The organism is Azoarcus sp. Soil_N_20, assembly GCF_057656155.1.
This window is the reverse complement of sequence record NZ_JBDGKX010000006.1, coordinates 59,111-73,149: the sequence shown is the minus strand read 5'-3', so window position 1 is coordinate 73,149 and position 14,039 is coordinate 59,111. Positions and strand designations below refer to the sequence as shown.

General features: G+C 69.7%; 10 protein-coding genes and 1 pseudogene. 4 read left to right on the top strand and 7 right to left on the bottom strand.

Annotated elements, in window-relative coordinates:
- Nucleotides 1-19: 19 nt before the first annotated feature.
- The 6 genes and pseudogenes from AC3A35_RS13440 to AC3A35_RS13415 form a co-directional block, all read right to left on the bottom strand.
- Complete coding sequence (locus AC3A35_RS13440; protein ID WP_487436628.1) at nt 20-1,321, bottom strand: MATE family efflux transporter; 1,302 nt, start codon at nt 1,319-1,321, stop codon at nt 20-22.
- 66 nt (nt 1,322-1,387) lie between these two features.
- Nucleotides 1,388-2,692, bottom strand: a complete 1,305-nt coding sequence (locus tag AC3A35_RS13435; protein ID WP_487436627.1) for a hypothetical protein — start codon at nt 2,690-2,692, stop codon at nt 1,388-1,390.
- Nucleotides 2,693-2,946: 254 nt separating this feature from the next.
- A complete protein-coding gene (locus AC3A35_RS13430; RefSeq protein WP_487436626.1) occupies nt 2,947-3,273 on the bottom strand; it encodes a response regulator in 327 nt (108 codons plus the stop codon).
- A 142-nt stretch (nt 3,274-3,415) separates the two neighbouring features.
- Nucleotides 3,416-5,617 (bottom strand): annotated as a pseudogene (locus tag AC3A35_RS13425) (EAL domain-containing protein); the annotation flags it as partial.
- 372 nt (nt 5,618-5,989) lie between these two features.
- On the bottom strand, nt 5,990-6,676 hold the full coding sequence (locus tag AC3A35_RS13420; RefSeq protein ID WP_487436625.1) for a hypothetical protein: 687 nt from the start codon (nt 6,674-6,676) through the stop codon (nt 5,990-5,992).
- Nucleotides 6,673-8,079 carry a selenium-binding protein SBP56-related protein gene (locus AC3A35_RS13415; protein ID WP_487436624.1) on the bottom strand — a complete coding sequence of 469 codons (1,407 nt, stop codon included), beginning with the start codon at nt 8,077-8,079 and terminating at the stop codon, nt 6,673-6,675. Before AC3A35_RS13415 ends, AC3A35_RS13420 begins: the two co-directional genes overlap by 4 nt.
- A gap of 338 nt (nt 8,080-8,417) precedes the next feature.
- Here AC3A35_RS13415 and AC3A35_RS13410 point away from each other — a divergent pair, with 338 nt between their 5' ends.
- The 4 genes from AC3A35_RS13410 to ligD all read left to right on the top strand — a co-directional run bounded on the left by AC3A35_RS13410 (nt 8,418) and on the right by ligD (nt 13,030).
- Nucleotides 8,418-8,891 carry a hypothetical protein gene (locus AC3A35_RS13410; protein WP_487436623.1) on the top strand — a complete coding sequence of 158 codons (474 nt, stop codon included), beginning with the start codon at nt 8,418-8,420 and terminating at the stop codon, nt 8,889-8,891.
- A gap of 306 nt (nt 8,892-9,197) precedes the next feature.
- Nucleotides 9,198-9,482 (top strand): hypothetical protein, encoded by a 285-nt coding sequence (locus AC3A35_RS13405; protein ID WP_487436622.1) that lies wholly within the window; start codon nt 9,198-9,200, stop codon nt 9,480-9,482.
- 24 nt (nt 9,483-9,506) lie between these two features.
- Nucleotides 9,507-10,469, top strand: coding sequence for a non-homologous end joining protein Ku (gene ku, locus AC3A35_RS13400; RefSeq protein WP_487436621.1), 963 nt, complete (start codon nt 9,507-9,509; stop codon nt 10,467-10,469).
- A complete protein-coding gene (gene ligD / locus AC3A35_RS13395) occupies nt 10,466-13,030 on the top strand; it encodes a DNA ligase D (RefSeq protein ID WP_487436620.1) in 2,565 nt (854 codons plus the stop codon). The genes ku and ligD overlap by 4 nt, the downstream gene beginning before the upstream one ends.
- 14 nt (nt 13,031-13,044) lie before the next feature.
- On the opposite strand, the gene AC3A35_RS13390 is transcribed toward ligD, so the two are convergent.
- On the bottom strand, nt 13,045-14,016 hold the full coding sequence (locus tag AC3A35_RS13390) for a toll/interleukin-1 receptor domain-containing protein (RefSeq protein WP_487436619.1): 972 nt from the start codon (nt 14,014-14,016) through the stop codon (nt 13,045-13,047).
- Nucleotides 14,017-14,039: the final 23 nt, after the last annotated feature.

Sequence of the window (14,039 nt, the reverse complement as noted above, 5' to 3'; positions counted from 1 at the left end):
CGGCCGCGCTCCCGCCGGCTCAACGGCCCTGCGGCAACCGCGCCAGCGCCGGGTAGTAGCAGCCGAGCGACAGCGTGCGCGCCAGGTAGTTGACGTACAGCGCGGCCCACAGGCCGTGGTTGCCCCACGGCTGCAGCAGCCACCAGGCGGCGATAAACACGGCGAGCGACACCAGCATGGCGGTGCGCATCTCCACGCTGCGGGTGGCACCGATGAAGATGCCGTCGAGCTGGAACGCCCAGACCCCGGCCAGCGGCGCGAGCGCGGCCCAAGGCAGGTAGTCGCGGGCGGCGCTTCGGGTGGCGAGGTCGGTGGTGAGGGCGTCCACCACCCATGGCCCGACGAGGAAGAAGGCGACGCTGATCAGCAGCGCAATCCCGACCGCCCAGACCGTGGTGAGACCGACGGCGGAGCGGAAGTCCGCCCGATTGCGGGCGCCCACGGCACGCCCGACCAATGCCTCGGCGGCGAAGGCGAGGCCGTCGAGGAAATACGCGCTGACCGAGACGAACTGCATCAGCACCGCGTTGGCGGCCAGGGTGACGTCGCCGTGGCGGGCGCCCTGGGCCATGAACCAGACGAAGACGAAGATCAGCGCCAGCGAGCGGATCATGATGTCGCGATTGACCGCCAGCGTGCGCCGCAAGCGCTCGGTCAGCAGCAGGCGGGCAAGGCTGAGGCGGGCACCGTGGCGACGCATGTAGCCGATCGCGACGCCGAGCCCGACCAGGGCGGCGAGATATTCGGCGAGCACGGTGCCGAGCGCCACGCCGCGCACGTCGAGCCCCAGCCCGAGCACGAAGTAGGCGTCGAGCGCGATGTTGGCGAGGTTGAGCACCAGCTGCAGCACCAGACCGATGTCGGTACGCCCCAGCCCGATGAACCACCCCAGCAGGGCATAGTTGGCGAGGGTGGCCGGCGCGGCCCAGATGCGGATGTCGAAATAGCCGCGCGCCAGGGCCTCGACCCGCGCGCTGCCCTCGATCAGGCCGAAGGCGATCTCGCGGATCGGCCATTGCAGCGCGATCAGCACGCTGCCGACGGCGGCGGCGATCAGCAGCGCCCGCCCCAGGCCGGCCACCAGTTCCTCGCCGTCACCGGCACCGAGCGCCTGCGCAGTAAGGCCGGTGGTACCCATGCGCAGAAAGCCGAAGGCCCAGAACACGAAGGTGAAGACCAGCGCGCCGAGCGCCACCGCACCGATATAGGCCGGGTCGGGGATGCGCCCGACGATGGTGGTGTCGACCACGCCGATCAGCGGCGTGGACACGTTGGACAGCATCACCGGCACGGCAATGCGCAGGACCGAGCGATGGTTCATCGTGCGCGGGAGGCTGGCGAGGGGCGCCAGCTTAGCGTCGGCGCGGGGGATGCGCCAGCGCGGATGCTAGCCTTCGAGCGCGCCGGGGCCCGCGCGGCGATAAATGCCGGAGGCGATCGTTCGCCGCTCCAGACTGGCGCCTTCACGCTCTTCATCGGCGGGGCCATTGCGGTCGAAGGAAACGGCCGCAACCGCGCGAATCCCGCCCACCGGCTGGGCGCTGTCATTGGGGTGCGGCAGCTCGGCGGCCGAGGACTGCTGCAAGCGGAAGATCAGCGCATTGACGTACATCGTGGCGGCAAGGCCGGCGTAGAACGGATTTCCCGCGATGTTGCGATGGGCCTGGGTGGCCGCATCGACCAGGGTCGGCGTCGCCGGCGCGGTGACTGCGCTCGCACCCGGCGTCGCGGGCGTGGCCGCGGGCGCCGCCGTGTTCGGCACGGTCAGTAGCGCCGCGAGTGCCAGGTCGGGCGCCGCGTCCGCGGTCGTATCGGGGGCGGCTGGTGTGACCGTGGGCTCGGCCTCATCCGCAGCCACGGTGGCGGTCGGCGCGCCGGGCGGCGGCGGAACGATGGTGGCGGCGGTCGGCGCGCTCGGGACGTCGATGGCGGCCGTGTCGGGCTCGATGGCGTCCGCGGGGGGCACGACGATCGGCACCGGCGGTGCGGTGGTCGTGCCCGTCTCGGCCGCGGTGACGGTATCCGCCGCACCGGCCGGAGGAGCGGCGGCGACTGCGGGTGCGGGCACGTCGATATCGCTCGTACCGGCCGCCCCCGGAATGAAGGAAGCGGCGGTGTCGGTGAAATCGGCAGTCGGTGGTGCCGCGACCTCTGGCTCGGCCACCGCGACGTCGGTCGTACCCGGCGCGCCCGGGATGAAGGTGGGGGCCGTGTCGGTGAAATCGGCGCTCGGGATCACCGCGAGCCGGGGCTCGGGAACCGCGACATCGGTGGTGCCCGGCGCCCCGGGAAGGAAGGAAGTGGCGAGGGCGGTGAAATCGGTGCTCGGCGTCGGCGTGGCGGACGGCGCAAGCACGTCGATCGCGCTGATCCGGGCCGTCGTCGGGATGACTGTGAGATCCGCTGTCGCCACCGCCACCGTGGCCGCCGTATCGGCGGCCACCAAAGCGCGGAAGGTGACGTCCGCCACATCCGGGGGCGTGGCCGTCGCTTGCGCCTGCGGGTCGATCTGTCCGGCGGCGTTATACGTGAGGGCGACGACTCGCTCCGCGCCCAGACTCACGATCACGCCGGGCGTGGCGGATGTGGACTCGACCGCTCCCGCCTCCGGCGTGAGCCGTCCCCGCAGCGCGAAGGTTCCGGCTACGGACGCGGGCAAGGAAACCGGCACATCCTGGATGGCAGCGATCAAAAGCGCCCCCTTCACGACCGGGTGCTGATCAAACCCTTGATTACGGGAACGACCAAGTGGATCTCCCCGATACGGCACCTGGGATTCACAGAGCTTTGAGGGCCATGAACGGCTGCGGGTTCCTGCCACGCGCCCGAAACGCCGACGCGATCACGCCGATGCGCCCGTCGAGCGCCCGCCGGGACCTTGCCCGAACCCGCGGCACATCCGGGCAGCCGGATCCCCGCAAACGAAGCGGTGCGCGGCGCGGGACGTCAGGCGTGAATCTGCATGCGCCCGAGACGGAAGGCGGCGGCGACACATTCGCGCAATTGGTCCTCATTCCAGGGCTTGGCGACAAATTTGTACACCGCCCCGGCGTTGATGGCATCCGCCATGGTTTGCGGATCGGGGTGGCCGGTGAGAAGGATGCGCAAGGTGTCCGGGTAGAGGGATTTGGCCCGGCGCAGGAACTCCACGCCGTCCATGTCGGGCATGCGCTGATCGGAAACGATGACGCCGACGGCGTTGCAGGCGAGCAGGTCGAAGGCCTCGCGGGTGCTTTCGGCGAGCAGCAGACGGTAGCCGTCGCGCTTGAACACGCGGGCCAGGGCGCGCAGGACATTGGCGTCGTCGTCCAGCAGCAGCAAGGCCGGGCGCGCCGTGTCCGCCCCCCCCCCAGTCGGTGGCCATCGGTTCGCGCAGCATCCGTTCCATCTCGTGCGCCGCGGCGGGCCGGCTGTAGTGATAGCCCTGCATCTCGTCGCAGTTGCGGGCGGTGAGGAATTCGCGCTGGGCCGCGGTCTCCACCCCCTCGGCGATCACCTTGCGGCTCAGGCTGTGGGACATGGTGATGATGGCTTCGGAAATGGCCGCGTCGTTCGGGTCGGTGGTGATGTTCTGCACGAAGGACAGGTCGATCTTGATCCGGTCGATCGGGAGCCGCTTGAGATAGCTGAGCGAGGAGTAACCGGTGCCGAAGTCGTCGATGGCGATCTGCACGCCCAGCGCTTTCAGCCGGTGCAGCACGGCAATGCTCTCCTCCACGTCGTACATGGCCAGCCCCTCGGTGATCTCCAGCTCCAGGTAGGAGGCGGGCAGGCCGCTGCGGGCCAGCGTATCGGCGACCTGCTGGGCCAGATCCTTTTGCCGGAACTGGCGCGGCGACAGGTTGACCGCGACCGGCACCATCGGCAGCCCGGCATCGAGCCACGTCCGGGCCTGGGCGCAGGCCGTGGTGAGCACCCATAGCCCGAGGGGGATGATGATGCCGGTCTCTTCGGCCAGCGGAATGAACTCTGCCGGCAGGATCAGGCCCCGGCGCGGATGGTTCCAGCGCACCAGGGCCTCCATGCCCCTGATCCGTCCGCTGTGGAGATCGACCTGGGGCTGGTAATAGAGCTCGAATTGCGCCCCGTCCAGGGCCTGGCGCAGGTCGTTTTCCACTTCCAGGCGCGCCTCGGCCTGGGTGGTGAGTTCCTCGGTGTAGAACTGGTAGTTGTCGCGCCCCTGTTCCTTGGCCCGGTACAGGGCGCTGTCGGCGTTCCGGAACAGGGTGGTGACATCCGCACCGTCGTCGGGATAGATGCTGATGCCGACGCTGCCGGTGACGAACACCTCGTGACCGAACAGGACGAGCTTCTCCGACAGCGCGCCGATGATCTTGCGCGCCACCATGCCGACATGGCCGATCTCGTGCACCTCCTCGAGCAGCACGGTGAATTCGTCGCCGCCGAGCCGGGCGACGGTGTCCTGCTCGCGCACGCAGGCCACGATGCGCCTGGAGACCTGTTGCAGGAGCAGGTCGCCGGCGGGATGGCCGAGGGTATCGTTGACGTTCTTGAAGCGGTCGAGGTCGAGGAACAGCACCGCCAGTTTCCATCCGTGGCGGGTCGCCCGGGTGAGCGCATGCTTGGCGCGCGCATCCAGCAACAGGCGGTTGGGCAACCCGGTCAGCGGGTCATGGTGGGCCAGTTGGTCGAGCCTGGCCTCCGACTCCTTGAAGGCGGTAATGTCGGCGAACACCTCGGCGTAATGGCTCACCCGCCCCGCCTCGTCGCGGATGGCGCTGACGCTGGCCCACGCGGGGTAGTCCTCGCCATTCTTGCGCCGGCTCCAGATTTCGCCCCGCCAGTGCCCGTCCCGTTCGATCGCCACGGCCATCCGGTCCACGAAATCCGCGGAATTGCGCTCGGCGCGCAGTTCCGCGACCGCATGGCCGAGCAATTCCTCGCCGCCGTAGCCGGTGATCTCGGTGAACGCGGGGTTGACCGCCACCACGCGCTGTTCGGAGTCGCTGATCATGATCCCTTCCTGGGTGTGCTGATACACGGCGCCAGCCTGGCGCAGAGCGGTATTGGAGCTGGCCAGGGTCGTGGCGTAGCGGGTCAGCGCCGATTCCACCCGGTGGAGCAGCCACAGCAAGAGGCCGCCCAGCGCCACCACCGTGAGTCCGATGATGGCAGTCTGCCCGGCAGCCAGGCGCCAGAAGGCACGGTCGATGTCGTCCACGTACTCGCCGGTGCCGATCACCCAGCCCCAGGGCGCAAAGCCCTTTACATAGGATGCCTTGGGCTCGGCCTCGGCCTGTCCCGGCTTCGGCCACCAGTATCGGACGTGGCCGGCCCCCGCGCGCCGGACCAGATCGCGCATTTCGACGAACAGCGGTTTGCCGGTCGCGTCGGTGATGCCGCCGAGATCCTGACCGACCAGTTCCGGCTGGGTGGGATGCATGACCATGCGCGGGTGCAGGTCGTTGATCCAGAAATACTCCTGCTCGCCCCAACGCATGTGCCTGAGGGTGTCGATGGCTGCGTCCTGCGCCTGGACCCGGGACAGCGCCCCGCTCTGCTCCAGCTCGTGGAACCGCGCCACCGCGCCGTAGGCGATCTCGACCTGATGGCGCGTCTTTTCCGCACGGTCATCGCGCAGCGAATAGCTTTGCATGCCCAGTGACAGGCCGGCGATCAGGACCAGGGCGCCGATCGCCACCGCGGCGACCAGAACGAGCCATGGCCGGACACGAAGGGGCGCAGGCGGATCGCCGGTCATCGCCGCTCGGGGACCGCAGCCCCGCTCCCGGGTGCAGCCTGCGACTGGAACGCACGGACGTGCTTCATGGGCTTCCTCATCAGATCTGTTTGACCCGGCCTCCATGTTATACCAGCAGAATTTCGCCATCGCATCGTCTGCCATCGCGCCGCCATCCCCACGCCCCGGCCTCGGCCGCCTTCTGCCACGCCCCCTCACCCGGTGACGGATCGGCACGCCAGCGGAGCGGAGGCGCCGACGCCGGATGCGAGCATGCGAGCCCGTCTGTCACCAGGCCATGCCTGCACCCGCAGCGCCGGCGACCACCAGGCTCACCCCCCACACGGCGTCGAGATCGAGCCAGGCACTACGCAGGAAGCGTAGTCCGAGGTAGCGGTACACGATCCAGGCCATGGCCAGGCCGGCGACCAGCATCGCCAGCGTGTGCGCGCCAGCCACTGCAGTGGCAGTGGCGAGGTTGGCGCGCGCCAGGGCGCTCATCATCACCGCATGACCGAGCTCGGGCAGCGGGGTGACAGCGCCGGCCTCGCCGACGGCCGGGGTGGTGGCGCACAGACCGAGCATGAATGGCAACAACATCAAGCCCGCGCCGTGTGCGGTGGCCATCAGGAAGGACCACCACGCCAGCTGGGTCGGACGGATCCGCGCCAGCGCGCGCGGATGGCGGCGCCAGATCAGCTTGTACAGACCGAATACGAGCACCAGCCCCCCTGCGCCGATGCGGATCGCGCGGCTCCACTCGGCGTAGCCGCCGAGCCAGCTGAACGGCAGCAGCACCACCGCCATCGCGAGGAAGTGGCCGGCGGCCAGCGGCAGCATGGTGGACACCACAGCGCCCGCACGGCGCGCCGTCATGCCATTGGCCACCGCGAGCGGCCAGCCCATCGCCGGGTTGAGGCCGTGATAGACGCCGACCGCAATCACCGAAAGCCAGAGCGCCGCGTTCGCGCTCAAGCGGACGGATAGCAGAACGAATCGGTCGAACAGTCTCCGCCCTGCAGGCGGATCTGGTGCGCGCCGTAGTCCGGCCCGAAGTCCACATGGAACGCCGGATCGAGGGTGATGCCGCCGTTGGCACCGACGTTGCACATCACTTGCACACCGGGCACGCCGTCGGGATAGAACTGGGTGTCCCAGGTGCTGTACAGCGAATTGGTGAAGTACACGCGCCTGCCGTCGCGGCTGACCTCGGTCATCTGCGGACCGCCGCCGAACGGACGGCCGTTCGCGTGCGCGGCACGGCGGGCAATGCCGCCGATATGCACGCTGCCGGCAAGCGTCGGCTTCATCGGGTCGGTGACGTCGTACTGGCGCAACTCGCCGGTGCCCCAGCAGGCGACGTACAGGAAGCGGTCGTCGAGCGACAGATCGATGTCGCTGATCAGCGGCGGCACGGCGCCGAAACCCTTGAGCAATGGCGGCAGCTGGGCCGCATCGGCCGGCTCGGCCGGGATGGTGGCGGTCTTGCTGATGTGGAACTTGCCGTTCTCGCGGTACCAGGTCCAGATCGAACCTTCGAGATTGGTCGTATCGACGACGACGCCGAGAAAGCCGTATTCGCGCGTCGGGTCGTGCGCGGGGCGGATCTCCAGCGCCATCTGGTGGTTCGCGCCCAGATCGAGGGTCTGCACGTGCTTGCGCTCACGCAGGTTCCAGAAATGCACGGCGTGGCCATAGCGGTTGCTCAACAGGTCTTCGGCGACGATGCCGTTCTCGAACTGCGGCGGCAGGCCCCATTCGCTGCTCACCATGTAGTCGCGCGGCAGATTCCACCAGAAGTCGTAGTGCAGCTTCTGCGGCCCGCGGTCGATCTCCCATCGCCCGCGGATCTCGAAGGTCTCGCAATCCATGATGAACACGCCCGGCGGGCCGTCGGTGCCGTCCTTGCCACCGCCCCCCAGGGTGCTGATGTAGATGCCCTCGGGACCGCAGTGCACGGTGTGCGGGCGCGAGTAGCCGGTCTTGCGCAGCACTTCCTCGGGTTCGATGGTCTTGACCAGCGTGGGTCTGGCCGGGTCGGGCCGGGTGTCGACGATGTAGATGCGCGACGAGCGGATGCCCGGGATGATCAGGTAGCGGCGCTGCAGGAAGGCATGGCCCGACAGCGGCGACAGCGCCGAGCTGCAGGCATTCCAGCCGAAGTGGTGAAACTCGTCGCCGCAGTTGGGCATGTCCAGGCGATACAGGACAGTGCCGTAGGTGCTCGATTTCGGGTCCACATCCACGACCGCGAGTGCGTCGGGTCGCGACCTGTCCGGTGACAGTAGCGCGGTGTAGGCAAGGTGTTCCGCTTCGGCCTCCATCGCGAGGCGCGGAGACGGGTGGAAGGTGGGATCCGGACGCAAGGTTTCCAGCATGCTCAGCTCCTTGGGATACGTACGGGACGCTTCGCCCGGGCAGGCCACCCGGCTCCGAAGCGGGCGAACCTTCGCGCTTCGCCCTTCCCGCGACGAGGTCGACAGGCCGACGGTGCCTACTTCAATGTAGACCCGGATCGTGAACGTGCCAGCGCCAGTGCACGGTCGACGCGGCGCCGGGAGCGCGCCGGCCTGAAATGCGGGCAGAACTCCAGACCGGGAAAGGGGTCGATGTAAACTGATGCCCAGGAAGTCGGGGGGACCACCCCGGCGCCGTCGATGTCGACGGATCCCGTCGGCTGTTGCAGCCGTTTGTTCATTGATGGAGGTCTCACACCATGTTGCCGAACAATCGGCCGGGCAATGTCAGCCGCAAACCGGAACGGGATGCCGCATCCCGTTCCGCGCCCACGAGCCGGTCGGCCTCGCTTGTCGGCGAGCTCACGCAAAGCTATTTGCGCCTGTGCGCAACAGCCACCGATGCTGCGCTGAACGAAGTTGCCAACAGTCAGCGCGAGGCGCTGCGCGGCATGCGCTGGCCAACCCCGCTCGCGCTGTGGGCGCCGCTCTATCTGGCGACGTCTGCGGCGATGGTGGACATGACCCGCGCGTACTTCGAACTGATGCTCGGCGCACCGCGTGCGCTGACGCCACGGGCAAATCCACGGGCAAATGGGTCGGAGCAGACCGGCCGCAGCAGCCGGCCCGCGTTCCCGGAGCGGCGCCACGCCGCCGAGCCCGACCGCCGGGCCCGCGCGGTCGTCATCGACTTTCCGGAGCGGCGCAACATGCCGAGGCGGGCGCAGGACTGAGCATGGGGCAGGCGCCGGCCGGGGTGGCCGCCGCCCATCCCGCCCGGCCGCATAACCGCGGGCCCCGGCGTGTTGTTCACCTCACGCCGGGCGAAACCGCCCCGGACGTCGATCAGTGCGACGAATGCAGCCCGACCCGCGCACCATCTATCGCGACCTCGCGGCGATGCGCGACGACTGTGCCGCACGCTACCGGCAAGCACCCTCGCACACCGTGTAAGTTTTGGCGGCGGCGGAAAAAATTACGCGCTGCTGTCCACCAAACTGGCCCGCCGGGGCGGGCACGAGAAATGCAACGTCGAGGTCATGAAGAACCGAGACGAAAACCAGACGGATGTCCAACGGACGAACCGCGAATCCACCTCGCTGATCGCCGACACCGTGGTCGGTGCGCTGGTCGGGATGATGGCCTGTGCGGTGATGGCCGCCTTGGTGGAAGCGTCCGCAGCAGGCACGGTCGCCGCGCTGGTGGCGGGCCTGTGCGTGGGCGCGCTGATCGGCATGGTGCTGTGGGTGGGTGACAACGCCCAGCCCGAGGATGAGCCGATCGTACGCTCGCCCCGCAACGAGGGGCGCGACCGCGAGCCCTGAGGCCGACGGACACGGAGCGCGACCATGCCAAGAGCCGTATGGAAGGGTGCCATCGCCTTCGGCCTGCTGCACGTACCGGTGACCCTCTATCCGGCCGCCGGCGGCAGCGGGCTGGACCTCGACCTGCTCGACCGCCGCGATTTCGCTCCGGTTGGCTACCAGCGCTACAACAAGCGCACCAACCAGCCGGTCGCCGCCGCCGACATCGTCAAGGGCTACGAGTACGAGGACGGGCAGTACGTGGTGGTGACCGACGAGGATTTCCGGCTGGCCAACGTGAAGGCCACGCAGACCGTCGATATCCTGGGCTTTGTCGCCGCCGACGACATCGCGCCGATGTATTTCGACACCCCGTATTACCTCGAACCCGGCCGCCGTGGCGAGAAGGGCTACGCGCTGCTGCGCGAAACCCTGCACCGCAGCGGTCGGGTCGGGCTGGCACTGGTGGTGATCCGCACCCGGCAGCATCTGGCCGCGCTGATGCCGGTGGGCAATGCGCTGGTGCTCGACACCCTGCGCTTCGCCGATGAGATCCGCTCGGTCGACGAGCTGAACTTGCCGGACGCGGACCTCGCCGCCGTCGGGGTGTCGACGCGCGAGATCGCCATGGCCGAGCAGCTGGTCGACAGCATGACCGAGGACTGGACACCGGAGGCCTATCGCGACACCTATCGCGACGACCTGCTGGCGCGCATCGACGACAAGATCCGTGCCGGCAAGACCCACGAAGTCAGCGAAGCCGAGGCGCCGGCCGCGACCACCGAGGGCGGAGCCGAAGTGGTGGACCTGATGGCCGTGCTGCGCCGCAGCCTCCAGGTCGGACGCCCGGCCAAGGCGGGTGCAAGCCGGAAAGCGCCCGCGGCCGTGTCGAAGACGCCGCCCAAACGCGCCGCCGCCGGCAAGACCGCGACCAAGGGCGGCGGTGGCAGGGACGAGCCGCCGGCCGCCGGCAGCGGGCGGAGCGCGCCCCGCCGGCGGCGCGCATGAGCGGCGCGCCCACCTCCGCCGGGCGGCTGGCGCGCTACCGCCAGAAGCGCGACTTCGCGGCCACCCCGGAACCCGGTGGCGCGGAGTCCCCGACCCCGGGCGCGGGCCGGACCTTCACCGTCCAGCGTCACGCCGCCCGGCGTCTGCATTACGACTTCCGCCTCGAGGTGGACGGCGTGCTGCGCAGCTGGGCGATTCCCAAGGGCCCCAACCTGGATCCCGCGGAGCGCCGGCTGGCGGTCGAGACCGAAGACCACCCGCTCGAATATGGCGACTTCGAAGGCCACATTCCACCCAGTCAGTATGGCGCGGGCGAAGTCGTGCTGTGGGATCGCGGCACCTGGTCCACCACCGAAGCCGATCCGGCGCGCGCGCTGGAGCGCGGCAAACTCAAGTTCCACCTGCACGGCGTACGGCTCGCCGGCGGATGGACCCTGGTGCGCATGGGCGGTGCCGAAAAGGACGCACGCAACTGGCTGCTGATCAAGGAGCGCGACGAGGCCGCACGCACCGGCGAGGCGGCCGAGATCACCGCGCGCGAGACCGCCAGCGTCAAGGGCCGGCAGCCTGGCCCACCGCCAGCGCAAGCGCGCGCGGCCGCGGCCACGAAGCGTCCGAACAAGGCGCGCGCGCCGACGACGGCCGCCACCGCGCTGCCCGCGACGCTCGCGCCCCAGCTCGCGACCCTGGTGCAGGCGCCGCCTGCCGGCGCGGGCTGGGTCTATGAGATCAAGTACGACGGCTATCGGCTCCTCGCGCGCGTGGCCGCGGGCGAGGTGCGGCTGTTGACCCGCAACGGCCACGACTGGAGCGCACGCCTGCAGCATGTGCTGCGCGCGATCGAGGCGCTCGACGCCGGCGACAGCTGGCTCGACGGCGAAATCGTGGTGTCGGGGGCGAACGGGCTGCCCGACTTTCAGGCGCTGCAGAACGCCTTCGACTCCGGATCGACCACTACCATCGGCTACTGCCTGTTCGATGCGCCATGGCTGGGCGGCGAGGACCTGCGATCGCTGCCGCTGCTCGAACGCAAGCGCCGACTGGCGCAGGTGCTCGAGCAGAGGCAGGGCGACGTGCTCACCTTCAGCGCGGATTTCTCGGGCAATCCCGCCGACGCGCTCGCGCAGGCCTGCGCCCTGGGCCTCGAGGGGCTGATCGGCAAGCGCGCCGACGCGCCCTATGCGAGCGGTCGCGGGGCGAGCTGGATCAAGCTGAAATGTCGTCCGCGCCAGGAGTTCGTGATCGGCGGCTACACCGATCCGGGCGGGACGCGCCATGGTTTCGGCGCTCTGCTGGTCGGCCTGTACGCTGCCGACGGGGCCCTCGACTATGTCGGACGCGTGGGCAGCGGCTTCGACCAGGCCACGCTCGAACGGCTGACGCCGCGCCTGGCGCGCCTGCACCGCGCAACATCGCCGTTCGCCCGCGCACCGCGTGCGGCCGGCGCGCACTGGGTGGAGCCGACCTTGGTGGCAGAGGTCGCATTCGCCGGATGGACGCGCGAGCATCTGCTGCGCCAGGCGTCCTTCGGCGGCCTGCGCGAGGACAAGCCGGCGCGTACCGTCGGCGAGGAGACGGCGGTGGACGCGCCCTCCTCCCCAGGCTCCGACTCGCCCGCCCCGGCCGGTCCGTCCGAGCGCGCCGCCGGGCCGCGCACCCACGCTCCGGTGCGGGTCGCGGGGGTCGCCATCAGCCACCCCGAGCGCGTGGTGTGGCCCAACAACGGACTCACCAAGGCGGATCTCGCGCGCTACTACGAGCAGGTCGGGCCGTGGCTGCTGCCGCAGCTGGTGAATCGCCCGCTGAGCCTGTTGCGCTGTCCGGACGGCAGCGCGGCGGAGTGCTTTTTCCAGCGCCACATGGGCAAGGCGCGGCCGGATGGGGTCGAGGAGTTCATCTGGGAGACCTCATCCGGCAGCCGCCGCAGCTATCTCTATGTCACCAGTCTGGACGCGGTGATCGGCATGGTCCAGCGCGGCGTCATCGAGTTCCACACCTGGGGCGCGACCCTGCCGCGTGCCGACCGCGCCGACCGCATCACGCTCGACCTCGACCCCGCCCCCGATCTGGCGTGGGAACGGGTGGTCGAAGGAGCCAACCTGGTGCGCGGACTGCTCACCGAGCTGGGGCTGGAGAGCTTTGTCAAGACCACCGGCGGCAAGGGCCTGCACCTGGTGGTGCCGCTCGCCCGCCGTCACCCCTGGGACGAGGTCAAGCGCTTCGCGCGTGCCGTGGCCGAACATCTGGCGCAGACGCTGCCACAACAGTTCACCGCGAGCACGGCCAAGGAGCGGCGGCGCGGACGGATCTTCATCGACTACCTGCGCAACGACGGCGGCGCCACCGCGGTGGCCGCGTTCTCGGTACGCGCACGCCCCGGCGCCCCGGTATCGACGCCGATCCGCTGGGACGAGCTGACCCCTGCGCTGCGCCCGTCCGAGTTCGACCTCAGGCGGATCCCGACCCGCCTCGCCGGGCTGGCGGACGATCCATGGGCGGGCTACGCGGACACCCGGTACACGCTCACGCGGACCATGTGGCGCGCGCTCGGCGCACAGTAAGCAGGAGCGCCCGCTCAGGGCTTCTGCCGGTGCAGCACGATGCGCGTGTTGCCGCCGTTCTCGAGGTCGGTCAGGACCCCGGTCAGGCGGGTGCCATCGTCCGAGAGCACCAGCTGACCGTTGAGCCGCGGCTCGTCAGGAACCATGACCACGTACTCGAAACTGATGGTCCGGTCGCTGATCCTGCCTTCGGCGTAGCCGATCGCGGTGCCGGAGCCCGGGGCGGTGTGGTTGATCTCGACGCCATCGCCCTTGCTGCGGATTCCCCAGTGCGTGGCCTCCTCGTCGTACCAGTCGCCTTCGAACCGGGCGGGGGCGATGTCTACGATCGGTGGGGGCCTGCTGCCGGCACCGCTACCGTCGGCTGCCGAGGGCGCTTGCGTGGCCGGGACGCGGTCCGCCGCCGGCGGCGCGCCCCGCGGCAGCAGCCACATGGTGCCCGCCGCGAGCAGTGCGGCCGCCACGGCGGCCATGGACCAGCGCCGGGGGGCCGAGCGTCCGGGGGCGGCCGGCGGTTTGGCGGGGGTGATCCCCATGGCGCGCTCGACCATGGTCAATAGCCGGCCGGTGTCGTACTCCCAGCGCGAATCCGAAAGCTCATGAGCCTGCCAGTGCGCGAGCGATCCGAGTTCATCCGGCAAGTCTTCACCGGCCGGCATGCGGGCGCCTTCGACGAGGGCTGGAATGACCGGGATCCTGCGCTCCAGCGCGGTCGCGATCTCGCGCCGCAGATGATCGTGGGGATCGTCGATCCGTCGGCGGCCGTCCTGCCCGGCGGCAAGCCAGTCACGGCCGATGACCGCCACCAGTACGCGGCAACGGCTGACGCCGTCGTCGATGGCCTCATCCCAGCGGCGCCCGGCGTCGATCGACTGCACGTCCTGGAAAACGGCATCCCGGCCGAAATGACGTACCAGGCTGTCGACCAGGCGGCCGGTATGCCCCGCGCTGTCGCCGCGCCGGTAACTGACAAAGATGTCCGCCATCCACGCCTCCAAAAGCTCGAACT